Annotated in this window: 21 protein-coding genes; 12 read left to right on the forward strand and 9 right to left on the reverse strand. The window is 72.4% G+C overall.

The window, feature by feature from the left end; genetic code table 11:
* Nucleotides 1-36 precede the first annotated feature (36 nt).
* Together ACTWJ8_RS07620 and ACTWJ8_RS07625 are read left to right on the forward strand one after the other, a co-directional pair.
* Nucleotides 37-324: a hypothetical protein gene (locus tag ACTWJ8_RS07620; RefSeq protein WP_443263403.1), complete on the forward strand. Its 288-nt coding sequence runs from the start codon at nt 37-39 to the stop codon at nt 322-324.
* A 202-nt stretch (nt 325-526) separates the two neighbouring features.
* Nucleotides 527-1,366: a hypothetical protein gene (locus ACTWJ8_RS07625; RefSeq protein ID WP_443263404.1), complete on the forward strand. Its 840-nt coding sequence runs from the start codon at nt 527-529 to the stop codon at nt 1,364-1,366.
* A 54-nt stretch (nt 1,367-1,420) separates the two neighbouring features.
* Here the strand turns inward: ACTWJ8_RS07625 and ACTWJ8_RS07630 are convergent, their stop codons facing one another.
* Entirely contained in the window at nt 1,421-1,603 is a 183-nt protein-coding gene (locus tag ACTWJ8_RS07630) for a hypothetical protein (protein ID WP_356383241.1), read from the reverse strand.
* A gap of 142 nt (nt 1,604-1,745) precedes the next feature.
* Nucleotides 1,746-2,801 (reverse strand): fatty acid desaturase family protein, encoded by a 1,056-nt coding sequence (locus ACTWJ8_RS07635; protein WP_443263405.1) that lies wholly within the window; start codon nt 2,799-2,801, stop codon nt 1,746-1,748.
* 274 nt (nt 2,802-3,075) lie between these two features.
* Here ACTWJ8_RS07635 and ACTWJ8_RS07640 point away from each other — a divergent pair, with 274 nt between their 5' ends.
* Together ACTWJ8_RS07640 and ACTWJ8_RS07645 are read left to right on the forward strand one after the other, a co-directional pair.
* Nucleotides 3,076-5,946, forward strand: a complete 2,871-nt coding sequence (locus tag ACTWJ8_RS07640; RefSeq protein WP_443264830.1) for an SNF2-related protein — start codon at nt 3,076-3,078, stop codon at nt 5,944-5,946.
* Nucleotides 5,943-7,223 carry an SWIM zinc finger family protein gene (locus ACTWJ8_RS07645; RefSeq protein WP_443263406.1) on the forward strand — a complete coding sequence of 427 codons (1,281 nt, stop codon included), beginning with the start codon at nt 5,943-5,945 and terminating at the stop codon, nt 7,221-7,223. Before ACTWJ8_RS07640 ends, ACTWJ8_RS07645 begins: the two co-directional genes overlap by 4 nt.
* Nucleotides 7,224-7,241: 18 nt before the next feature.
* Here the strand turns inward: ACTWJ8_RS07645 and ACTWJ8_RS07650 are convergent, their stop codons facing one another.
* Nucleotides 7,242-8,468, reverse strand: a complete 1,227-nt coding sequence (locus ACTWJ8_RS07650; RefSeq protein ID WP_356383231.1) for an acyl-CoA dehydrogenase family protein — start codon at nt 8,466-8,468, stop codon at nt 7,242-7,244.
* Nucleotides 8,469-8,629: 161 nt separating this feature from the next.
* On the opposite strand from ACTWJ8_RS07650, the gene ACTWJ8_RS07655 reads away from it, so the two are divergent.
* The gene (locus tag ACTWJ8_RS07655) at nt 8,630-9,283 is read left to right on the forward strand and encodes a TetR family transcriptional regulator (protein ID WP_356383228.1); all 654 of its coding nucleotides are present in this window, start codon (nt 8,630-8,632) and stop codon (nt 9,281-9,283) included.
* A 19-nt stretch (nt 9,284-9,302) separates the two neighbouring features.
* Here ACTWJ8_RS07655 and def read toward each other — a convergent pair whose 3' ends face one another.
* Complete coding sequence (gene def / locus ACTWJ8_RS07660) at nt 9,303-9,857, reverse strand: peptide deformylase (RefSeq protein WP_356383225.1); 555 nt, start codon at nt 9,855-9,857, stop codon at nt 9,303-9,305.
* 141 nt (nt 9,858-9,998) lie between these two features.
* On the opposite strand from def, the gene ACTWJ8_RS07665 reads away from it, so the two are divergent.
* From ACTWJ8_RS07665 to ACTWJ8_RS07685, 5 genes are all read left to right on the forward strand, one after another.
* Nucleotides 9,999-11,237, forward strand: coding sequence for a Mur ligase family protein (locus tag ACTWJ8_RS07665; protein WP_356383222.1), 1,239 nt, complete (start codon nt 9,999-10,001; stop codon nt 11,235-11,237).
* Nucleotides 11,238-11,273: 36 nt separating this feature from the next.
* Nucleotides 11,274-12,005 (forward strand): type 1 glutamine amidotransferase, encoded by a 732-nt coding sequence (locus ACTWJ8_RS07670; RefSeq protein ID WP_356383219.1) that lies wholly within the window; start codon nt 11,274-11,276, stop codon nt 12,003-12,005.
* Nucleotides 12,006-12,158: 153 nt separating this feature from the next.
* Complete coding sequence (locus tag ACTWJ8_RS07675) at nt 12,159-13,184, forward strand: 6-phosphofructokinase (protein WP_356383216.1); 1,026 nt, start codon at nt 12,159-12,161, stop codon at nt 13,182-13,184.
* Between the two features lie 111 nt (nt 13,185-13,295).
* A complete protein-coding gene (locus tag ACTWJ8_RS07680) occupies nt 13,296-14,249 on the forward strand; it encodes a cytochrome c oxidase assembly protein (protein ID WP_356383213.1) in 954 nt (317 codons plus the stop codon).
* 118 nt (nt 14,250-14,367) lie between these two features.
* Nucleotides 14,368-14,526, forward strand: coding sequence for a hypothetical protein (locus ACTWJ8_RS07685; protein WP_326020160.1), 159 nt, complete (start codon nt 14,368-14,370; stop codon nt 14,524-14,526).
* A 19-nt stretch (nt 14,527-14,545) separates the two neighbouring features.
* Here the strand turns inward: ACTWJ8_RS07685 and ACTWJ8_RS07690 are convergent, their stop codons facing one another.
* A complete protein-coding gene (locus ACTWJ8_RS07690) occupies nt 14,546-14,935 on the reverse strand; it encodes an SSI family serine proteinase inhibitor (RefSeq protein WP_443263407.1) in 390 nt (129 codons plus the stop codon).
* A gap of 222 nt (nt 14,936-15,157) precedes the next feature.
* Here ACTWJ8_RS07690 and ACTWJ8_RS07695 point away from each other — a divergent pair, with 222 nt between their 5' ends.
* Together ACTWJ8_RS07695 and ACTWJ8_RS07700 are read left to right on the forward strand one after the other, a co-directional pair.
* Entirely contained in the window at nt 15,158-15,874 is a 717-nt protein-coding gene (locus tag ACTWJ8_RS07695) for a lysophospholipid acyltransferase family protein (RefSeq protein WP_443263408.1), read from the forward strand.
* A gap of 78 nt (nt 15,875-15,952) precedes the next feature.
* Complete coding sequence (locus tag ACTWJ8_RS07700; RefSeq protein WP_443263409.1) at nt 15,953-16,990, forward strand: NAD-dependent epimerase/dehydratase family protein; 1,038 nt, start codon at nt 15,953-15,955, stop codon at nt 16,988-16,990.
* A gap of 16 nt (nt 16,991-17,006) precedes the next feature.
* On the opposite strand, the gene ACTWJ8_RS07705 is transcribed toward ACTWJ8_RS07700, so the two are convergent.
* From ACTWJ8_RS07705 to ACTWJ8_RS07720, 4 genes are all read right to left on the reverse strand, one after another.
* Nucleotides 17,007-18,605 (reverse strand): alpha/beta hydrolase, encoded by a 1,599-nt coding sequence (locus ACTWJ8_RS07705; protein WP_443264832.1) that lies wholly within the window; start codon nt 18,603-18,605, stop codon nt 17,007-17,009.
* Nucleotides 18,606-18,772: 167 nt separating this feature from the next.
* Nucleotides 18,773-19,537, reverse strand: coding sequence for an urease accessory protein UreD (locus ACTWJ8_RS07710; RefSeq protein WP_443263410.1), 765 nt, complete (start codon nt 19,535-19,537; stop codon nt 18,773-18,775).
* Nucleotides 19,534-20,211 (reverse strand): urease accessory protein UreG, encoded by a 678-nt coding sequence (gene ureG, locus ACTWJ8_RS07715; protein ID WP_356383195.1) that lies wholly within the window; start codon nt 20,209-20,211, stop codon nt 19,534-19,536. The genes ACTWJ8_RS07710 and ureG overlap by 4 nt, the downstream gene beginning before the upstream one ends.
* A gap of 69 nt (nt 20,212-20,280) precedes the next feature.
* Nucleotides 20,281-20,955 carry an urease accessory protein UreF gene (locus ACTWJ8_RS07720; protein WP_356383192.1) on the reverse strand — a complete coding sequence of 225 codons (675 nt, stop codon included), beginning with the start codon at nt 20,953-20,955 and terminating at the stop codon, nt 20,281-20,283.
* Nucleotides 20,956-20,970: the final 15 nt, after the last annotated feature.

Raw genomic sequence — 20,970 nt, forward strand, 5'->3', positions numbered from 1 at the left:
ACGTCGGCGGTTCCGGACAGGGGGACGGTGGCGCCCATGATCGACCGAGTCCGCAAGGCATGGAAGACGTGGCGCGAGAGCGACGGGGCGCCGGCCGCGAGAGAGCGTGCGCACAACCTCTTCGACGCGGCTGCCACCTATGTGGTGGCGTGCGTCGAGGACGACCAGGAGCGCGCCGACGAGGCGGCCGGCTGGGTCGAGCCGAGCGCACTGGTCTTCGGGGTGAACGAGTTGGCCTGCCGCGCCGTCATCGCCCTCGCCCGGGAGCGCGACGAAACACCCAGGGCGGTCGCCCGGAGTCTTCTCGGGCTGCCCGTCGGCTGACCCGGACCGGTCGGCCGACGCGAACGACCCGCGCGCGAGGCACACAAAGCACACACCCCGTGTCGACAGACCGTCCACCACTGGACGCCCGGATTCCAACTGTCGGCGAATTTCCTGGTCATCGACCCTGGACCCCCCTGTACGACGCCGTCCGCCAGTGACTAAGGTCTCGCCGGTGGAACGAGGTTCAGGGGAGGCTGGCGTGGCCGGAGTGGACGAAGCAGCGGTCGAGGGGGACGACGCGCTCTACGTGCTGACGGCGGTGTTGCTGACACCTGCGAAGTTCCCGAGCGTGCTCGGCGACGACTACCCGGAGGCCTGCGAGGCCCTCGGGCTCACGCCGGTGACCGAGGGGTACGGGCTCGTGCTCGGCCAGGACGGCCAGGGCGCCCGCTGGACCGTCGTGGTCGACGACGTGTCGCTGGTCGCCGTCGCCATCGCGTCGTGGGACTGCGGCATGGAGTACGAGCTGTCGCCCGACGAGAACAGCATGGTCGCGGCGCTGCCCGGCTGGCCGCTCGCGCTCGCCGTGGCGGCGCCGGGCGTCCCCGCACCGCACGACCCGGAGCCCGACCCCGAGTACGCGGACACGCCGCCGCTGACCCCGCCCGACACGGAGACGTGGGGTCCGGCCCAACGACGCCTGGGAGCGGACGAGATAGCCCTCCAGTGGGCCGTGTGGCGGGAACAGCTCGACGACTCGCAGTTCGCCACGGAGGAGGACGCACAGGACCCTCAGGAGGGCGACGGCGCGGAGACCGCGGCGAGCGGTTCGCACGCGGGCATCCGGCGGGTCCTCACGGAGGCGCGCGGATACGTGGACGCGCCGCCGCCCCTGGGCCGCGTGCGCTCCGCGTTCGCCTCCGGCGACGCCCGGACACTGCGCGCCGACGGCCCCGGCTGGTCCATGGTCGCGCGCACCGACGACATCGCGTTCGTCCTCCTCGACGAGGAGCCCGGCGAGGTGCTGCCGGTCGGCAGGGGCCGGGAGCTGCCCGGTCTCCTGGAGGCGCTCGACAAGATGGCCGTGCGTCCTACGTGAGCCGCGGGGGCCGCACCGGGCGTCCGCGCCCCGCACGGCCCCCGACGTCCCGCCTCAGCGCCCCAGTTCCTTGCGCGAGACGCGGCGCAGCCTGCGCCGCTGCGACGGGTCGAGCATCAGGTACGCCGCCGTGGGCGCGCCCAGGACGATGAGCAGGGCCGCCCACCAGGGCAGCCAGATCAGCAGGATGATGCCGGCCGCGACGCCTCCCGCGGCGATCTTCGCGTTCCTCGACATGTGTGGCCTCCTTCGGGGCGGCCCGCCCTCGCCTGAGTGGGGCGGGCCCGTCCTCTGCTGTGAAAAACGGGCCCACGTCGCCCGCAGTTCCTTCGGGTGACCCTGATACATCCCTGATTCCGCGCCCCGAGACGGGCGGTCGTCAGATGTCGGCCCGCAGCGGCTCCCCCACTTCATACATGTGGCGCAGCGCTTGGCGGTAGGAGTCGACGAGCCCGGTCTCCGTGAAGGGGATGCCCAGTTCGCGGCAGTGGGCCTTGACCATGGGCTGGGCGAGGCGCAGGTGGGGACGGGGCATGCTGGGGAACAGGTGGTGCTCGATCTGGTAGTTGAGACCACCGAGGAACCAGTCGGTCAGGGCGCCACCCTTGATGTTGCGCGAGGTGAGGACCTGACGCCGCAGGTGGCCCCACTTGTCGCCGTTCGGGTCGGGCATCTCCATGCCCTTGTGGTTGGGGGCGAAGGCCATGCCGAGGTGCAGTCCGAACAGCGCCTGGTGGAGCGCCGCGAAGGCGAGGGCGTGGCCGAGCGGCATGGTGGTGAGCAGCAGGGTGAGATACCCGGCGACGTGCGCGACCAGGAGGGCGCCCTCCACGAGGCGTTCGCGACCGCTCTGGCGGCGCAGGTCCTGGAAGCCGTACAGCTTCAGGGCCAGGCCCTCGAGGAGGGTGAGCGGGAAGAAGAGCCAGGCCTGGTGGCGGGTGAGCCAGCCGCGGAACCCCGCGCGCGTGGCGGCCTGCTTGCTGGTGAAGACGAGGACGTCGGCGGCGACGTCGGGGTCCTTCTCGATGTGGTTCGGGTTGGCGTGGTGGCGGTTGTGTTTGTCGTTCCACCAGGCGTAACTCATGCCCAGGAGCAGATTGCCGTGGATCAGCCCGATGGCCCGGCTGACCGAGCGGTTGCTGGTGATCTGGGCGTGGCCGGCGTCGTGTCCGATGAAGGCCGTGCGGGCGCCCAGGACCGCGAGGACGGGGGCGAGGGCCAGCACCCACCAGGAGCCGCCGACGAGGGCCATGCCCGTGACGACGGCGGCGAGGCAGAGGGCGTTGACGGCGATGGTGCGCGCGTACCAGCCGGTGCGCCGTTCCAGGAGGCCCTGCCCCTTGATGGCGCGCAGCAGGGGCGTGAACTCGCTTCCCGTTTCGGGCGGTACCCGTATGGTGGCGGGCTGCGGCAGGGTTCCGACGGCGGAGGGCATGACGGTTCTCCGGTCTGTGATGGGTCAGGTCGACGCGGCGGGCTACGCGTCGCCCGACCACTGGAAACCTATGGATCACGGACCTTGATCGACCATGGCGCCACCACCCCAGTGCCGCCCGGGCCGACCCCACCTCCGAAGGGGGGTAAGCCCCACCCTTAAGGGTCAGGTGATTCAGATCACGACATGAGGAGGCGCTTCCGGTGGATCCGGGGGTGTACTCTCGGCGCCTTCAGGGTGAGTAGTCAAGTTTGATGAATACGAGGAATTCGCCATCTCCCAGCACACCCGTACCGCCCCGCCCACACCGTCCGAGACCTCCGAACTCGCCCGCTGCGGCGCCGTGTTCGTCCCCGCCGATCCCGCCCGCACCTCGACCGTGGCCTTCTGGCGGCCGAACGGCGGCGAACTTCCGCTGCCGGACGTGGGCACCCGCACCGACCTGCGGCTCGTCCTGCCCGGCGACGACTCCGTGGAACCGGTGACGGTGCCGGCCGTCGCCCTGCCCGTACGCGAGGCGCTCCCGGTGCTCACCCGCGCGCGTGCCCGAGCGGACGCGGAGCCGACGGCGGCCTTCTGGGGCGCGGCCGGGCTGCTGGCACTGCAACTGGTGGCCCGCGGGCTGCTGTTGCCGGGCGTGAGCGCCGAAGGCCACGACGCCTGGCGGGCGGGACCACTGGGGGCGAACGACCTCGACCGGGTCAGGGAGTTGGCCGCCGCGATGCCGCCCGAGGCGCACGCGGCGCCCCTGGAGGGGCACGAGCCGCCGCGCCTGCATGCCCCGGAGCAGCTGATCCGCGCGTTCCTCGACGCGGTGGCCGACGCCCTGCCGCGCTCCCCCGCCGCCGAGCACGCGGCCGGCGGCCCGGCATTCGCCGCGCGGGCTCCGCGGCGGGTGCCCGAACTGCGGCCGTGGGCGGCGGACGTCGCGGCGGGGCACGACGCGGGCGTGCGGATCTCGCTCCGCGTCGAGGTGCCCGGCCTGGAGCGGAGCATGGACGACGAGAGCCGCGCCCCGTTCCGCGCCGTGCTGCAACTGCACAGCGTCAGCGACCCCACGCTCGTCGCGGACGCCGCCGAGGTGTGGGCCGGGACCGGGGCGGCGGGCCGAGCGTTCGGGGACCGCGCCCACATGGACGCGCTGCTGGCGCTCCGCCGCGCGACGCGCGCGTGGTCGCCGCTCGCGCCGCTGCTCTCCGCCGGCGTGCCGGACGCCCTGGAACTGGCCGACGAAGAGGTCACCGAACTGCTCGGCGAGGGCGCGCGGTCGCTGTCGGCGGCGGGTGTCGAGGTGCACTGGCCGAAGGAGTTGGCGCGGAAGCTGACGGCCCGCGCGGTGATCGGCCCCGCGGGCGGCGACGACCCCGACGGGCTCTCGTCCGACACACCGTCGTTCCTGTCCGCCGATGCCCTGCTCGCGTTCGACTGGCGCTTCGCCCTCGGCGGCCAGGAGTTGAGCCGCGAGGAGCTGGACGTCCTCGCGGAGGCGAACCGCCCGGTGGTGCGGCTGCGCGACCAGTGGGTCCTGATCGACCCCGAGGAGGCCCGGCGCGCCCGCTCCCACCAGGACCGCAAGGTCACCCCCGTCGACGCCCTGAGCGCCGTTCTGACGGGCTCGGCGGAGGTCGACGGCCGCCGGGTCGATGTGCGGCCGACGGGCTGGCTCACGGCCCTCAGGGACCGCCTGGCCGACCCGGAGGACATGGACCCCGTCGACCAACCCGCGGCTCTCGCGGCGAACTTGCGCGACTACCAGTTGCGCGGTCTCAACTGGCTCGCCCGCATGACCTCGCTCGGCCTGGGCGCCTGTCTCGCCGACGACATGGGCCTGGGCAAGACCATCACGCTGATCGCGCTCCACCTGCACCGCCAGACCTCGCCGGAGAGCGCGGGGCCCACGCTCGTGGTCTGCCCGACGTCCCTGATGGGCAACTGGCAGCGGGAGATCGAGAAGTTCGCGCCCGGCACCCCGGTCCGCCGCTTCCACGGCGGCCGCCGCTCCCTCGACGACATCGCCGACGGCGAGTTCGTGCTCACCACGTACGGAACGATGCGCCTCGACGCCGCCCGGCTCGGCGGCGTGCCCTGGGGCATGCTCGTCGCCGACGAGGCGCAGCACGTGAAGAACCCCTTCTCGGCGACGGCCAAGGAGCTGCGCACCATCGGCGCACGCGCGCGCGTGGCGCTCACCGGCACCCCGGTCGAGAACAACCTCTCCGAGCTGTGGGCCGTCCTCGATTGGACGACGCCGGGCCTGCTCGGACGCCTGGGCACGTTCCGTACGCGCTACGCGCAGGCGGTGGAGGGCGGCAAGGACCCGGCCGCCGCGGAGCGCCTCGCCAAGCTCGTCGGACCCTTCCTGCTGCGCCGCCGCAAGTCGGACCCCGGCATCGCGCCCGAGCTGCCGCCGAAGACCGAGACGGACCGCGCGGTGTCCCTCACACCCGAACAGACCGGGCTCTACGAGGCCGTGGTGCGCGAGACGCTCGCGGAGATCGCCGGGGCGGACGGATTCGAGCGGCGCGGCCTCATCGTCAAGCTGCTCACCGCGCTCAAGCAGATCTGCAACCACCCGGCGCAGTACCTCAAGGAGGACAAGCCGCGGATCACCGGCCGCTCCGGGAAGCTGGAACTCCTCGACGAACTCCTGGACACCATTCTGGCGGAGGACGCGAGCGTGCTGGTCTTCACCCAGTACGTGCAGATGGCCCGCCTCGTGGAGCGGCATCTGGTGGCCCGCGGCGTCCCCGTGATGTTCCTGCACGGCGGCACCCCCGTCGCGGAGCGCGAGGCGATGGTGCGGCGCTTCCAGGAGGGCGAGGTGCCGGTGTTCCTGCTCTCCTTGAAGGCGGCCGGTACGGGGCTCAACCTCACGCGCGCGGAGCACGTCGTGCACTACGACCGCTGGTGGAACCCGGCCGTGGAGGCGCAGGCCACCGACCGCGCGTACCGCATCGGGCAGACCCGGCCCGTGCAGGTGCACCGGCTGATCGCCGAGGGCACCGTGGAGGACCGCATCGCGGAGATGCTGCTGCGCAAGCGGGAGTTGGCGGACGCCGTGCTCGGCTCCGGTGAGGCCGCCCTCACCGAACTCACCGACGCGGAACTGACGGATCTGGTCGCGCTGCGAGGGGGCACCCGATGAGCCACACCGAAGACGACATGCGCACGTTCTCCGCGTTGCCGCCCGCGCGCGGGCGGGCCTTCGCCCGGACGTGGTGGGGGCAGGCCTGGTTGAAGGCCCTGGAGGACACCGCGCTCGACACCGCGCAACTGAAGGCGGGACGCAGGCTCGCGCGCGCGGGCGCGGTGGGCGCGGTGTCGGTCCTCCCAGGGCGCATCACCGCCGTGGTGGAGGACCGCGGCGGCGCCACGCACCGCTCCGACGTGCTGCTTCAGTGCCTCGACGAGGACGAGTGGGACCGCTTCCTGACGATGGCGGCCGAACGCGCGGGGCACATCGCGGCGCTCCTGGACCGGGACATGCCGCCGCACCTCGTGGAGGACGCCTCCGGCTCGGGTGTGGAACTCCTGCCGGGGATCGGCGACCTGGAGCCGCACTGCGACTGCGACGCCTGGGACCACTGCGCGCACACGGCCGCGCTGAGCTATCAGCTGGCCCGGCTCCTCGACCAGGATCCGTTCGTGCTGCTTCTGCTGCGCGGGCGCGGCGAGCGGGCCCTGCTCGACGAGCTCCAGGTGCGCAGCGCCGCGCGGGCCGAGCCCGAGGCGCGGCCCGCCGACGAGGAGACCGAGGGGGTGGACGCGGCGGAGGCGTACGCGTCGGCGATCGTGCTGCCGCCGCTGCCGGGCCCGCCGCCGCTGCCGGACGAGCCGGGTCTTCCGCCTTCGCTCGACACGGAGACACCGCCTCCCGCGGGCACCGCCGACATCGAAGCGCTCGGCTTCCTGGGCGCGCGGGCGGCGGCCGAAGCGCACCGGCTGCTCGCGGACGCGCTGACGCCGGGGCACGAACAGCGGCCCGTCGCGCCCGAGTTGGCACTCCCCCACGACGCCGTGCGCCTGGCCGCCGCGGGGCCCGCCCCGCACATCCGGGACCGGCTCGCCCAGGTCGAGGGCCGCGGCAGGGAGGGACTCGCGCTCGCCGTGCGCGCCTGGGAGTACGGGGGCGCCGCCGCGCTCGACGTACTGGAGGAGGGGTGGACGCCGGACGCGGACGGCCTGGCACGCGCGCGTGCCGCGATCGACGCGGCGTGGGACGACGACGAGCGCCCCGCACTGAAGGCCGCCCGCGGCCGGTGGAGCACCGCGGACGGCCGGGCCCAGCTGCGGATCGGCCGGGACGGGCGCTGGTGGCCGTACCGCAAGCAGCGCGGCCGGTGGGCCCCTGCGGGCCCCGCGGCGTCCGACCCGGCCTCCGCGCTGGCCGGCGCGCTCGGCGCCGCCGACGAGGACACGTAGCCCTCGCCGGGCAGGCGGCTAGCGGATCGGCATCCCGGAGAGGGTGCGGGCGATGACCAGGCGCTGGATCTCGCTCGTGCCCTCGAAGATCGTGTAGATCGCGGCGTCGCGGTGCATGCGCTCCACGGGGTACTCGCGCGTGAAGCCGTTGCCGCCGAGGATCTGGACGGCCTGGGCGCTGACCTTCTTGGCGGTCTCGCTCGCGAACAGCTTGGACATGGAGCCCTCGGCGTTCTCGAACTTCTTGCCCGTGGACGCCATCCAGGAGGCGCGCCACACCAGGAGACGCGCGGCGTCGATCTGGGTGCGCATGTCGGCGAGCTGGAAGGCCACGCCCTGGTTGTCGATGATCGGGCGGCCGAACTGCTCGCGCGTCTTGGCGTACTCCAGGGCCTCCTCGTAGGCGGCGCGTGCGGTGCCGACCGCCATGGCGCCGACGGCGGGACGCGAGGCCTCGAAGGTGGCCATCGCCGCGTTCTTCACGCGCTCGCCGCCCTTCTTGGCCTTCTCACGCGCGCGGGCGAGGCGCTCGTCGAGCTTGTCCTTGCCGCCGAGCAGGCAGGAGCCGGGGATCCGGACGTTCTCCAGGACGACCTCGGCGGTGTGCGAGGCGCGGATGCCGTGCTTCTTGAACTTCTGGCCCTGGGACAGACCCGGGGTGTTCGGCGGCACGATGAAGGAGGCGTGGCCCTTGGAGCCGAGCTCCGGGTCCACGGAGGCGACCACCACGTGGACGTTGGCGATGCCGCCGTTCGTCGCCCACGTCTTGGTGCCGTTCAGGACCCACTCGTCCTTGGCCTCGTCGTAGACGGCGCGCGTGCGCATGGAGGCGACGTCGGAACCGGCGTCGGGCTCGGACGAGCAGAAGGCGGCCACCTTCACGTCGTTCACGTCGCCATACATCTGCGGTATCCAGGTGCCGATCTGCTCCTCGGTGCCGTTGGCGAGGACGCCGACGGCGGCGAGGCCGGTGCCGACGATGGACAGGCCGATGCCCGCGTCGCCCCAGAACAGCTCCTCCATGGCCATCGGGATGCCGAGCCCGGTCGGGTCGAAGAACTGCTGCGCGTAGAAGTCCAGGGAGTAGATTCCGAGCTTGGCCGCCTCCTGGATGACCGGCCAGGGAGTCTCCTCGCGCTCGTCCCACTCGGCGGCCGCGGGGCGGATCACATCGGCGGCGAAGCCGTGAAGCCAGTCACGGACTTCCTTCTGCTCGTCGTTGAGATCCATGGTGAACTCGGCCATAACCCCTCCAGGGCGCACGCACTACTGTGTTACTTAAGGTAACCCGAGTCTGTTACTGGCGAGTAGCCCATGTCAACCTCCGAGTGCGCGTTCGATACCGAATAGCCATGGGGTGTTACCTTTCGCGTGCGTCAGGCAATCGCACGGGGCGGGGAGAGCTCATGGAGACCACACAGCGGACCGATCAGCGCGCGGACCAGCAGTCCGCCGCCGAGCGTCGGCGGCGCGAGCTGCTGGAGGCCGCGGACCGCGTGGTGCTCCGGGACGGGCCCGGCGCCTCGATGAACGCGATCGCCGCCGAGGCCGGGATCACCAAGCCGATCCTGTACCGGCACTTCGGCGACAAGGGCGGTCTCTACGCCGCGCTGGCCACGCGCCACACCGACGCGCTGCTCGCCTCGCTGCGCGCCGCCCTCGACGCCCCCGCCGAGCGCCGCGAGCGCGTGGAGGCGACGCTCGACACCTACCTGGCCGCCATCGAGGCCCGCCCCCAGGTCTACCGCTTCCTGATGCATCCGTCGGAGGGCTCCCCCGCCGATTCCGGGTTCGACGTGGGACGCCACTCGGCGCCCCTGCTGCGACGGATGGGCGAGGAGCTGGCCGAGGTCATCGAGGAGCGAGTCGACCTCGGCCCGCACAGCCAGCAGCTGGCACGCGTGTGGGGGCACGGGATCGTCGGCATGATGCACGCCGCGGGCGACTGGTGGCTCGGCGAACGGCCCTGCGAGCGGGCCGAATTGGTCCGCGGCCTCGCGGATCTGCTGTGGGGACGCCTCGCGGCGGCCGGCGACAAGGTGGGCGGCCCCGGGTTCTGACCCGGGCTCCGGCCCCGCCTCAGGAGCCCACGGCCCCCGTCGCCCACGACGCCCTCGCCGCCTGGCGCAGCACCCGGCGGCGCCGCCACCCGGTGACCCGGTCCGTGTACGTACGCCCCTCCAGGTGGTCGCACTCGTGCTGGAGGCAGCGGGCGAACCAGCCGGTGCCGTGGATCACGACCGGCTCCCCCTCGACGTCGTACCCCTCCACGCGCGCGTGGTCGAAGCGCGGGGTGCCCGCCTCGAGTCCGGGGAGCGACAGGCAGCCCTCGGGGCCGCGGATCACCTCGCCGTCGGCCTCGACCAGACGCGGGTTCACGACGTGGCCGACATGGCGCACGTCGTCGTCATCCTCACAGTCGTAGACGAAGACCCGAAGGCTCTCGCCGATCTGGTTCGCGGCGAGGCCGACGCCCTGCGCCGCGTACATCGAGGCGAACATGTCCTCGACGAGCCGGGCGAGCTCAGGACCGAACTCCGTGACGGGCGCGCAGGGTTGGTGCAGCACCGGGTCGCCGAGCAGGGTCAGGGGTCGTACGCGCCCTGAGGCGCCCGGGATCGAGCCGTGTCGCATGCCCGTAAGGGTACGGTCCCACGGGCCCCACGATGCGCTGGTGGTGCCGCTGTTCGGGCTTGTCAGAGGATCTCGATAGGCTGAGCACGTAAACGATGCCGGGGGCAGGCGCGGCGCCGTACGCAAGGAGGACCCAGGAAGATGGCAGGCAACTCGGAGCCGATGACTCCGCGCGCCAAGCTGGCCGTGACGGCCGGCCGGGCCGCGGCCGCGGTGTCGCGGGCGGCGGGCCGCGGCAGCGGATCAGTGATCGGCGGCAAGGTCGCGCTGCGGCTCGACCCCGAGCTGCTCGCGCGGGTCGCCCAGCACCTCGACGTGGTGCTCGTCTCGGCCACGAACGGAAAGACGACCACCACGCGCCTGATCGCGGAGGCCCTGCGCGCCAGCGGCCCCGTCGTCTCGAACGCGCTGGGGGCGAACATGCCGGCGGGCATCACCTCCGCTCTCGCGGGCGGCGGCGAGGCCAAGTACGGCGTCATCGAGGTCGACGAGAAGTACCTGGCCGGAGTCGCCCGCGACACCGACCCGAAGGCGATCGCGCTGCTCAACCTCTCGCGCGACCAGCTGGACCGCGCGGCCGAGACCCGCATGCTCGCCGAGAAGTGGCGCGAGGGCCTGGCCGGTTCGAAGTCGATCGTGATCGCGAACGCGGACGACCCCCTGATCGTCTGGGCCGCCTCCTCCTCGCCGAACGTGGTGTGGGTCGCCGCGGGCCAGGAGTGGAAGGACGACGCCTGGTCGTGCCCGGCGTGCGGCGGCGTCATGCAGCGCCCCGGTGACGACTGGTTCTGCGGCGAGTGCGGCTTCCGCCGCCCGACGGCGAGCTGGGCGCTCCAGGGCGACCACGTCGTGGACCCGCACGGCTCGGCCTGGCCGATCCACCTCCAGCTGCCGGGCCGCGCGAACAAGGCGAACGCGGCGACGTCCGCCGCCGTGGCCGCCTGCTTCGGCGTGCCCCCGCAGGTCGCCCTGGAGCGCATGTACCAGGTGCAGGCCGTGGCGGGGCGCTACGACGTGGTGCAGTTCCAGGACCGCGACCTGCGGCTGCTGCTCGCCAAGAACCCGGCGGGCTGGCTCGAGACGTTCACGCTCATCGACCCGCCGCCGACCCCGGTGATCCTGTCCGTGAACGCGCGGGGCGCCGACGGCACCGACACCTCCTGGCTGTGGGACGTCGACTACACGCGTCTGGCCGGGCACCCGATCGCGGTGATCGGCGACCGCCGGCTCGACCTCGCGGTCCGCCTCGAGGTCGCGGGCCTGGACTTCCGGGTCTGCGACACGCTCGACGAGGCGGTGCAGATGTCGCCGCAGGGCCGCATCGAGCTGATCGCCAACTACACCGCGTTCCAGGACGTCCGCCGCCGTGTGGGCAACTGAGCCGGGCGCTACGAGGACCAGCGAAGGATCATGAGCATGAGTGACAACAGCCTGCGTCTCGTGTGGGTCTACCCCGACCTCCTGAGCACCTACGGCGACCAGGGCAACGCACTGGTGGTGGAGCGCCGCGCCCAGCAGCGCCGCCTCCAGGTCGAGCGCTACGACGTGCGCAGCGACCAGGCGGTGCCGACCTCCGGCGACATCTACCTGATCGGCGGCGGCGAGGACCGGCCGCAGCGCCTCGCGGCCGAGCGGCTGCGCCGCGACGGCGGCCTCCAGCGCGCGGTGGCCAACGGCGCGATCGTCTTCTCCGTCTGCGCCGGGTACCAGATCCTCGGCCACGAGTTCGTGAACGACCTCGGGGAGCGCGAGGCCGGCCTCGGCCTGCTCGACGTGGTGTCGACGCGCGGCGAGGGCGAGCGCTGCGTCGGTGACGTCCTGGCCGACATCGACCCGGAGTTGAACCTCCCGCAGCTCACCGGCTTCGAGAACCACCAGGGCGTCACGCACCTCGGCCCGTCCGCCCGCGCCTTCGCCCGCACCCGCTTCGGGAAGGGCAACGGGACGGGGGACGGCACCGAAGGCGCCTTCAACGACACGGTGTTCGGCACGTACATGCACGGCCCCGTGCTCGCGCGCAACCCGCAGATCGCCGACCTGCTGATCAAGCTGGCGCTCGATGTGAACGCGCTGCCGCCGGTCGACGACCGCTGGTACGAGGAGCTGCGCAAGGAGCGGATCGCGGCGGCCACGGCACAGCCCGCATAGCCCTTTAGGGCGGCCTCGCGCCCATGTGAGCAGGCCGGTCCACCAGTCGGACGCCCGGTGCGGACGGACCCCCGAACGCCGATAAGGTACGGGGGTCCAGCCGGACGACGCAGTCCGGTCATCGGCCCACGTTTGCAAAGGTATTCCGGGCTTATGCGTATTGGTGTCCTGACCTCCGGGGGCGACTGCCCCGGCCTGAACGCCGTGATCCGTTCGGTCGTGCACCGTGCCGTCGTCGACCACGGCGACGAGGTCATCGGCTTCCACGACGGATGGAAGGGCCTCCTCGAGTGCGACTACCGCAAGCTGGACCTCGACGCGGTGGGCGGCATCCTCGCCCGCGGCGGCACCATCCTCGGCTCCTCCCGCGTCCAGCCCGCGCATCTGCGTGACGGCGTCGAGCGGGCCAAGGGGCACGTCGCGGACCTCGGCCTCGACGCGATCATCCCGATCGGCGGCGAGGGCACCCTGAAGGCGGCCCGGCTCCTGTCGGACAACGGGCTGCCGATCGTCGGCGTACCGAAGACGATCGACAACGACATCGCTGTCACCGACGTCACGTTCGGCTTCGACACGGCCGTCGGCGTCGCCACCGAGGCGCTCGACCGCCTGAAGACCACCGCCGAATCGCACCAGCGCGTGCTGATCGTCGAGGTCATGGGGCGGCACACCGGCTGGATCGCGCTGCACTCCGGCATGGCGGCCGGCGCGCACGCCGTCGTCGTGCCGGAACGCCCCTTCGACATCGACGAGCTGACCAAGAAGGTCGGCGAGCGCTTCGAGGCGGGCAAGAAGTTCGCGATCGTCGTCGCCGCGGAGGGCGCCAAGCCGCGCGCCGGCTCCATGGAGTTCGACGAGGGCGGCAAGGACATGTACGGCCACGAGCGGTTCGCGGGCATCGCCCGGCAGCTCGCCGTCGAGCTGGAGCAGCGCCTCGGCAAGGAGGCCCGCCCCGTGATCCTCGGCCATGTGCAGCGCGGCGGCACCCCCACCGCGTACGACCGGGTGCTGGCGACGCGGTTCGGCTGGCACGCGGTGGAGGCGGCGCACCGCGGCGAGTTCGGCAAGATGACGGCGCTGCGCGGCACGGACATCGTGATGACGTCGCTCGCCGAGGCCGTCGAAACGCTGAAGACCGTGCCCGACGAGCGGTACGCCGAGGCGGAGTGCGTGCTCTGACCCACGCGCCACACCAGCGCTCATAACTGCCCCCGGCCGATACGACGGCCGGGGGCAGTTCTACTCTGGGTGCGCACAATCCGTACGAAACGAGCAACAGGAGCCAGGCGGATGGATCACAGCGGGCACGGCATGAACATGGATCTGCCGCCGTTCACGCTGGGGCGTGGCCTGGAATGGTCGGCCGACCCCTTCTTCCTCGTCGGGTGCCTGCTGGCGCTCGCCCTCTACGGATGGGGCGTCGTGCGGCTCGCGCGGCGCGGCGACGCGTGGCCGGTGTCCCGGACGATCTCGTTCGTCGTCGGCGTGCTCACCATCGGCCTGGTGATGTGCACCAAGCTCAACGACTACGGCATGGTCATGTTCAGCGTGCACATGGTGCAGCACATGGTGATCAGCATGCTGTCGCCGATCCTGCTGCTCATGGGCGCCCCGATCACGCTCGCGCTGCGGGCGCTGCCGGTGGCGTCGAAGCGCGGCAGCAAGGGTCCGCGCGAGGTGCTGCTGTGGCTGCTGCACAGCCGGTACATGCGGATCATCACGCACCCGGCGTTCACGATCCCGCTGTTCATCGCGAGCCTCTACGCGCTGTACTTCACGCCGCTCTTCGACTTCCTGATGGGCTCCAAGGTCGGCCACATCGCGATGATGGTGCACTTCCTCGCCGTCGGCCTGGTGTTCTTCTGGCCGATCATGGGCGTGGACCCGGGTCCGCACCGGCCGGGCTACGTGATGCGGATGCTGGAGCTGTTCGCCGGCATGCCGTTCCACGCGTTCTTCGGCATCGCGCTGATGATGGCGTCGACGACGATGGTCGGCACCTTCGAGAACCCGCCGGCCTCGCTCGGCATCGATCCGCTCGCCGACCAGACGGCGGCGGGCGGCATCGCCTGGGCGTTCAGCGAGGTGCCCTCGGTCCTGGTGCTGCTCGCCCTGCTCTTCCAGTGGAAGAAGTCGGAGGACCGCCAGGCGCGCCGCAAGGACCGCGCCGCGGACCGGGACGGCGACAAGGAGCTGGAGGCGTACAACGCCTATCTGGCGTCGCTCCACGCGCGCGGTCAGTAGCCGTTCGGCGCGGGCAGTAGCGCTCCTGCACCGTTACGGGTGAATATGGCCTCCTGGTCGCGGCTCGGGCGCCGCACGCCTCACGTACGCCGTCCGGCTGCTGGGAGGAGGGTGTGTGATGCCCGGTTCCACGAAGACGATGGGTGCGTTCACCGTGGGCGGCCTGGTGGCCGTGACCGCCTACACGGTGGCGCTCGGCAGCAATGGGTGGCTGTGGTTCGGCTGGGTCGTGCTCGGCCTGCTGACCGTGGCGATGGTGGCGTCCCGCAGCAGCTGACGGGCGGGCCGCAGGGGGTTCAGAAGCGGAAGACGGGGCCCGTCGACGCCTCCATCTCGCACCGGTTGCCGTAGGTCTTGCGCCAGTCGACGGCCTTGCCGCGGTACGTGCCGGTGGCCGCGACCGTGACGGGGGCGTACACCTGCGTGCACATCTGATGTTCGACCGGCAGCGCGTCCAGGTCGCCGTCCGCCGCGTCGAGCGCCGCGCAGGCCTCGGCGGCGTACGGGTGCCGGCCCGCGGGCTCGGGCGCGCAGCTCAGGTGGACGCCGCGGATCCAGGTGCGCTCGGATCCGGAGACGGTCAGGAAGAGGTCGCTCGGCTGCTCGGTGTCGACGGTCGCGGCGTGGGCGGGGGCGGCAGCGACGAGCGACAGGAGCGCGGCGGCGACCACGTGGGCGGGGCGCATACGGAAGTCCTCCGGTACTGAGAGAGACGGTGCTGGGACGGCGCGGGGCCGCCAGGGTGACAACAGAGCACCCGCCCGGACCGCCGCCGCCCAGCGGACACGCCGAAGGGTCCCCGGAGTGCACCCGATCGAGCTCTCGCGTCGGCGCCGACGATTGGTTACTGTGCGCACGCACGCGGCGGCACAAGCGGTCCAAGTGGTTCGTGGGGGAAGGCGATCGGCATGTTCTACCGGCTGCTCAAGTACGTGATTCTCGGGCCGCTGCTGCGGCTGGTGTTCCGGCCCCGGATCGAGGGTGCGGAACACATACCGGAGTCGGGTGCGGCGATCGTCGCGGGCAATCATCTGTCGTTCGCCGATCACTTCGTGATGCCCGCGATCATCAAGCGGCGGATCACGTTCCTGGCGAAGGCCGAGTACTTCACGGGGCCCGGCATCAAGGGCCGGCTCACCGCCGCGTTCTTCCGCAGCGCGGGCCAGATCCCGGTCGACCGGTCCGGCAAGGAGGCCGGGCAGGCGGCGATCCGCGAGGGCCTCGGGGTGCTGGGCCGGGGCGAGCTGCTCGGCATCTACCCGGAGGGCACGCGCTCGCACGACGGGCGGCTCTACAAGGGCAAGGTCGGGGTCGCCGCGATGGCGCTCAAGGCGCAGGCGCCGGTGATCCCGTGCGCGATGATCGGCACGTTCGAGGCGCAGCCGCCGGGCCAGAAGCTCCCGAGGATGCACCGCGTGACGATTCGTTTCGGCAAGCCGCTGGACTTCTCGCGGTACGTCGGGATGGACGGCGAGAAGGCGATCCTGCGGGCCGTCACGGACGAGATCATGTACGCGATCCTGGAGCTGTCCGGGCAGGAGTACGTCGACAAGTACGCGGCCGTCGTGAAGGCGGAGGCCGAGGAGGAGAAGGCCCGGAGGTTCCCGCGGATGCCGCTGAGTTGATCCACGCGGAGTGGTGCCGTTCTCTGCGCTGAGCAGATTCCCGGGCCCCGGCGCCCGGAGCCGACGTACGGTCCGGCCATGAAGACGGCATTGGTGATCGGTGCGGCAGGGCAGATCGGGCGGCCCGCGGTGCGGGCGCTCGCGGCGGACGGCTGGGAGGTGACGGCGGCCTCGCGCGGCGGCGGCCGGGACGCGGGCTGGCCGGACGGGGTGCGGGCGGTGCGGCTCGACCGGGAGGACGGCGGCGCGCTCGGGGAGCTGGTCGGGGACGGCGTCGACCTCGTCGTCGACATGGTGGCCTTCACGCGGGAGCACGGGCGGCAGCTCGCGGGCCTGGCGGGCCGGGTCGGATCGGCGGTGGTGATCTCCAGCGGCGCCGTGTACGAGGACGCGGCGGGGCGCAGCTTCGACACGCAGGCCGAGCCGGACGGCTGGCCGCGCTACGACGGCCCGGTCGAGGAGACCGACCGGACGGTGGCGCCCGGCGGGGCGACGTACGGGACGCGCAAGGTGCGCATCGAGCGGGATCTCCTGGCGCTCGGGGACGCGCTGCCGACCACGCTGCTGCGGGCGGGCGCCGTGCACGGTCCGCACTGTCGGTCGCCGCGCGAGCTGTACTTCGTGAAGCGGAACCTCGACGGGCGGCGCAGGCGCGTACTCGCGTACAACGGGGAGAGCCGGTTCCACCCGGCGAGCACGCGGAACCTGGCGGAGCTGATCCGGCTCGCGGCGGCGCGGCCGGGCTCGCGGGTGCTCAACGGCGCGGACCCCGACTCCCCCACCGTCGCCGAGATCGGCGCGCTGGTCGACGGGCTGATGGGCGTGGAGACGGAGACGGTGCTGGTGGACGGGCCGCCGCCCGCGGAGACCGTCGGGGACACGCCGTGGTCGCTGCCGCATCCGTTCGTCCTCGACATGTCGGCGGCGGAGCGGGAGCTGGGGTACAAGCCGGTGACGACGTACGCCGAGGCGCTCCCGGAGACGGTCGAGTGGCTGGTCGCGCGGCTGCGGGAGCGGGACTGGGAGTCCAGCTTCCCGAAGATGGTCGCGTCGTACACGACCGGGTTGTTCGACTACGCGGCCGAGGACGCCTGGCTGGAGTCCTCGGCCGCGTAGCGCTAGAAGGCGGTGCCTACGGCTTGGGGGTGGCGTGCGGGGCGCACGTCACGTCCTTGCTGTCGGTCTTGCCGGTGAGCATGTACGTGTCGACCCGGTCGTTGATGCACGGGTTGGTCAGGCCGGTGACACCGTGCGAGCCCGCGTCCTTCTCGGTGATCAGGCGGGAGCCCTTGAAGCGCTTGTGCAGCTCGACGGCGCCCTCGTACGGGGTGGCGGCGTCCCGCGTGGACTGCACGATGAGGACCGACGGCAGGCCCTTGCCGGTCTTCACGTCCAGCGGCGTCTGCTGCTTGGTCTTCCAGGTGGCGCACGGCAGGTTCATCCACGCGTTGGACCACGTCATGAACGGGTACTGCTTGTGCAGCGCCGTGTTGTCCTTGTCCCACTTCGACCAGCTGGTGGGCCACTTGGCGTCGGCGCACTCGACGGCCGTGTAGACCGCGTTGCCGTTCTCCGCCGACGCGTTGCCCGCGGTGTCCGACATGTCGGGGGCGGCGGCGTCGACGAGCGCCTGCGTGTCGCCGGCGACGTACTTGCTCCACACCTGGGCGGTGGACGCCCACGCCGAGTCGTAGTACGGGGCGCTCTGGAAGAAGGCGATCAGCTCGGCCGGGCCCACGAGCCCGCCGATGGGGTTCTTCTTCGCGGCGGCGCGCAGCGTCTCCCACTGCTGCTGCACCTTGGCGCGGGTGTCGCCGAGGTGGTAGGTCGCGTCGTTCTTGGCGACCCAGTCCTGCCAGTCCTTCCAGCGGCCCTCGAAGGCGATGTCCTGGTTCAGGTTGGCCTGGTACCAGATGTTGTCCTTCGCCGGGTTGACGACGCTGTCGACGATCATGCGGCGGACGTGGCCCGGGAAGAGCGTGCCGTAGACGGCGCCCAGGTACGTGCCGTAGGAGACGCCGAGGTAGTTGAGCTTCTTGTCGCCGAGGGCGGCACGGATGACGTCGAGGTCGCGCGCGGTGTTCGGCGTCGTCATGTGCGGCAGCATCTCGCCGCTCTTCTCGTAGCAGCCGTCCGCGTACTCCTTGGCGAGCTTGCGCTGGGCGAGCTTGTCGGCCTCGGAGTCGGGCACCGGGTCGGCCTTCGGCGCCTTGACGTACTCCTGCGGGTCGACGCAGGAGATCGGCGCGGAGTGGCCGACGCCGCGCGGGTCGAACCCGACGAAGTCGTAGGCCTTCGCCATCTTCGCGTAGATCGGGTTCTTGGTGGTCACGCGCGTCGGGAAGCGCAGGCCCGAGCCGCCGGGGCCGCCCGGGTTGTAGACCAGGGAGCCCTGCCGCTCGTCCTTGGTGCCGGTGTTGCCGATGCGGTCGACGGCGAGCTTGATCTGCTTGCCGTTCGGCTTCGCGTAGTCGAGCGGCACGCTGACCCAGCCGCACTGGATGGGCTTGGCGATGCCCCAGTCGGCGGGGCAGTCCTTCCAGTCGATGCCGGCCTTCGCGGCCTTGGCGGCGGCGATGGCCGCGCCGCGCGCCTGCAGGTTGGCGGTGCTCGCACCGGACTTCTGGGCGTCGGCCTGCGCGGCGGGGGCGGTGACCGCGCCCGCTATCAGCGCCGCCGCGGCGAACGCGCCCGCGGAGCCGATCACCGCCTTCCGGCTGCCGCGCGCAATCTGTCTGGTCCGTCTCAAGTCAGGCCTCCCGCACATCGATTCGATCCGTACGTCGATCGTGTTGCTGATCGGTACGCGGATCCTGACGCGTGGGAGGCCCCTGGCAACAGAGACAGCAGGTGTTCTTTACCAATCCGATAAACGGTATAACTCGCCCGGTGAGCGGATCAGTCCAGCCGTTTCAGCGCCTCGTCGAGGTGTCCACGCAGCCGCAGGGCGTCCGGAGCCACCGCCGTGACCAGCACCGCGGCGCCCGCGAGCGGGGTGAGGGCCACCGTTCCCGCCTCGTCGAGGACGGTCGCGGCCGGCTTCTCCGTCTCGAATTCCGGTCGTACGACGACCAGTTGGCCGAGGGCGCGGTGGCCCGCCAGCACGGCGGGGCCGTCCCAGCCGCCGGGCGCGCCCGGGCCGCAGGCCAGCTCCTGGTCGAGCAGCGGGCGTCCCGCGCGGTACACGGTGAGCCGGCTGGTGAGCCGCCCCGGCTCCTCCGCCGCCCGCCCGAGCACCTGCTCCTCGCGCAGCACGAGGCGCGCGCCCGGTGCGACGTCGGCGCGCGTGGTGACGCGCAGATCGCTGCCGCCCACCGAGATCAACTGTTCGGGCAGCCAGTCGAGTCGGCCCCCGTCGGCGACCTCGAGCCGCACGTCGTACTGGGCCGCGTCCTTGGCCTGCCCCGGCAGGGCGATGGTCGCGGCGATGGACCCCACGTGCAGGTGCGCGCCCTCCTCGGCGCGCGCCTCCACGGTGAGGTGGTCGCCGCCGAGCGGACCGCTCATGGCACCGACGAGCATGACGCGGGACTCGGCGGGGACCGCGCCGCGGGTGCGGCGCAGCGCGAACGAACCCTCGCCCTCGAGGACGGGCAGCGCGGTCCCGCCCCGCCCGTTCCCGCGCGCGACGATCCGGGCGGTGGACCGGACTCCGGCGCTCACGCGGTCCACGCGGCGAGCTGCGCCCGCACCCAGGCCGCGACGTCACCGACGCCGACCTCGGAGCGCAGCGACTGGAGCACCACGGGGAGTTCGGCGCGCGCCTCCTTGGCGTCGGCCTCCATCCGCGCGAGGTCGGAGCCGACGTAGGGGGCGAGGTCCGTCTTGTTGATGACGAGCAGGTCGGCGGTGGTGACGCCGGGGCCGCCCTTGCGCGGGATGTCGTCGCCGCCCGCGACGTCGATGACGAAGATCTGCGCGTCGATGAGGCCCTTGGAGAAGGTGGCGGTGAGGTTGTCGCCGCCGGACTCGACGAGGATCAGGTCGAGCGGACCGACCTCGTCCTCCAGGTCCTCGACGGCCTCCAGGTTGGCGGAGATGTCGTCGCGGATCGCCGTGTGCGGGCAGGCGCCGGTCTCGACGGCGGCGATCCGCTCGGGCGGCAGCACGGCCTCGCGCAGCAGGAACGCGGCGTCCTCGCGGGTGTAGATGTCGTTCGTGACGACGGCGAGGGACAGCTCCTCGCGCAGCGCGCGGCAGAGCGCGGCGACGGTGGCGGTCTTTCCGGACCCGACGGGCCCGCCGAGCCCGATCCGCAGCGCCCGCCGCGTCCCGTCGGGCCGGTGGGCGTCGGCGGACACGGCGGAGGCTTCGTCGTGGGTGTGTCCGAGGTGCATGGAAATCACAGCTCCAAAAATTCAGGTGTCACCGGCCGGCCGACGTGTGCCATCGGCCCGTCCGGCGTTTCAGGATGCGAACAGCCGCACCGGCCACGCCGCGTGCGCTTCCGCGCCGATCTCGAGCAGCGGCGCCGACCCGGCGGGCAGCACGTCGACGCCGAGTTCGACGGCCCGTCCGGCCGCCTCCACGGCATCGGCCACCACCCGGTCGACCTCGGGCGCGAGCCGCGCGAGCACCCCGGTCGCGTCGAACGGGTCGAGGCTCAGCAGCCGCACGACGGCGGTCGCGGCCCCGCTCACTCCTTCGTACGCGGAGCAGTACGCGGCGTCCTGGGCTCCGAGCCCCGCGGCCCGGGCGGCGAGCCCGAGCACGACGGGCTGGTGTGCGCCCTTGGGGAACCGCCGCGCGAGGGCGTCGAGTTCGGGATGCGGCCAGGTGGCGCGGGCGGCCCGCATCATCTGCCGCCCCAGCTTGCGCGCGGCGACCCGCAGCGCGGCCGACGGCGTACGGGCGTCGGCGGCCGCGTCGAGGGCGCCGGGGTCGATGCCGAGCGCGGCCGCCGCGGCGAGGGCGGCCGTCACGGCACCGCTGGTGTGCAGGCGGCCCCGGCAGAACTCCTCCAGGGTCGCCGCGTCGGTGATGCGGCCCGCCTTGACCGCGGCCTCCGCCCCGCCGGAGTGGGCGTGCCCACCGGCGGGGAAGCGGCCGTCGGCCAGGACGAGCAGTGCGGCACGGGACATGGTGTGCGTACCGGG

Source organism: Streptomyces sp. SDT5-1 (assembly GCF_052245995.1).
Taxonomy (GTDB): domain Bacteria; phylum Actinomycetota; class Actinomycetes; order Streptomycetales; family Streptomycetaceae; genus Streptomyces.

What these genes read in the sequence shown, in the direction of transcription:
- ACTWJ8_RS07620 (WP_443263403.1), top strand. Translation starts at nt 37, where the DNA reads ATGATCGACCGAGTCCGCAAGGCATGGAAGACGTGGCGCGAGAGCGAC.
- ACTWJ8_RS07630 (WP_356383241.1), bottom strand. Translation starts at nt 1,603, where the DNA reads ATGTCGAGGAACGCGAAGATCGCCGCGGGAGGCGTCGCGGCCGGCATC.
- ACTWJ8_RS07635 (WP_443263405.1), bottom strand. Translation starts at nt 2,801, where the DNA reads ATGCCCTCCGCCGTCGGAACCCTGCCGCAGCCCGCCACCATACGGGTA.
- ACTWJ8_RS07645 (WP_443263406.1), top strand. Translation starts at nt 5,943, where the DNA reads ATGAGCCACACCGAAGACGACATGCGCACGTTCTCCGCGTTGCCGCCC.
- ACTWJ8_RS07650 (WP_356383231.1), bottom strand. Translation starts at nt 8,468, where the DNA reads ATGGCCGAGTTCACCATGGATCTCAACGACGAGCAGAAGGAAGTCCGT.
- ACTWJ8_RS07655 (WP_356383228.1), top strand. Translation starts at nt 8,630, where the DNA reads ATGGAGACCACACAGCGGACCGATCAGCGCGCGGACCAGCAGTCCGCC.
- def (WP_356383225.1), bottom strand. Translation starts at nt 9,857, where the DNA reads ATGCGACACGGCTCGATCCCGGGCGCCTCAGGGCGCGTACGACCCCTG.
- ACTWJ8_RS07665 (WP_356383222.1), top strand. Translation starts at nt 9,999, where the DNA reads ATGGCAGGCAACTCGGAGCCGATGACTCCGCGCGCCAAGCTGGCCGTG.
- ACTWJ8_RS07670 (WP_356383219.1), top strand. Translation starts at nt 11,274, where the DNA reads ATGAGTGACAACAGCCTGCGTCTCGTGTGGGTCTACCCCGACCTCCTG.
- ACTWJ8_RS07675 (WP_356383216.1), top strand. Translation starts at nt 12,159, where the DNA reads ATGCGTATTGGTGTCCTGACCTCCGGGGGCGACTGCCCCGGCCTGAAC.
- ACTWJ8_RS07680 (WP_356383213.1), top strand. Translation starts at nt 13,296, where the DNA reads ATGGATCACAGCGGGCACGGCATGAACATGGATCTGCCGCCGTTCACG.
- ACTWJ8_RS07685 (WP_326020160.1), top strand. Translation starts at nt 14,368, where the DNA reads ATGCCCGGTTCCACGAAGACGATGGGTGCGTTCACCGTGGGCGGCCTG.
- ACTWJ8_RS07690 (WP_443263407.1), bottom strand. Translation starts at nt 14,935, where the DNA reads ATGCGCCCCGCCCACGTGGTCGCCGCCGCGCTCCTGTCGCTCGTCGCT.
- ACTWJ8_RS07695 (WP_443263408.1), top strand. Translation starts at nt 15,158, where the DNA reads ATGTTCTACCGGCTGCTCAAGTACGTGATTCTCGGGCCGCTGCTGCGG.
- ACTWJ8_RS07700 (WP_443263409.1), top strand. Translation starts at nt 15,953, where the DNA reads ATGAAGACGGCATTGGTGATCGGTGCGGCAGGGCAGATCGGGCGGCCC.
- ureG (WP_356383195.1), bottom strand. Translation starts at nt 20,211, where the DNA reads ATGCACCTCGGACACACCCACGACGAAGCCTCCGCCGTGTCCGCCGAC.
- ACTWJ8_RS07720 (WP_356383192.1), bottom strand. Translation starts at nt 20,955, where the DNA reads ATGTCCCGTGCCGCACTGCTCGTCCTGGCCGACGGCCGCTTCCCCGCC.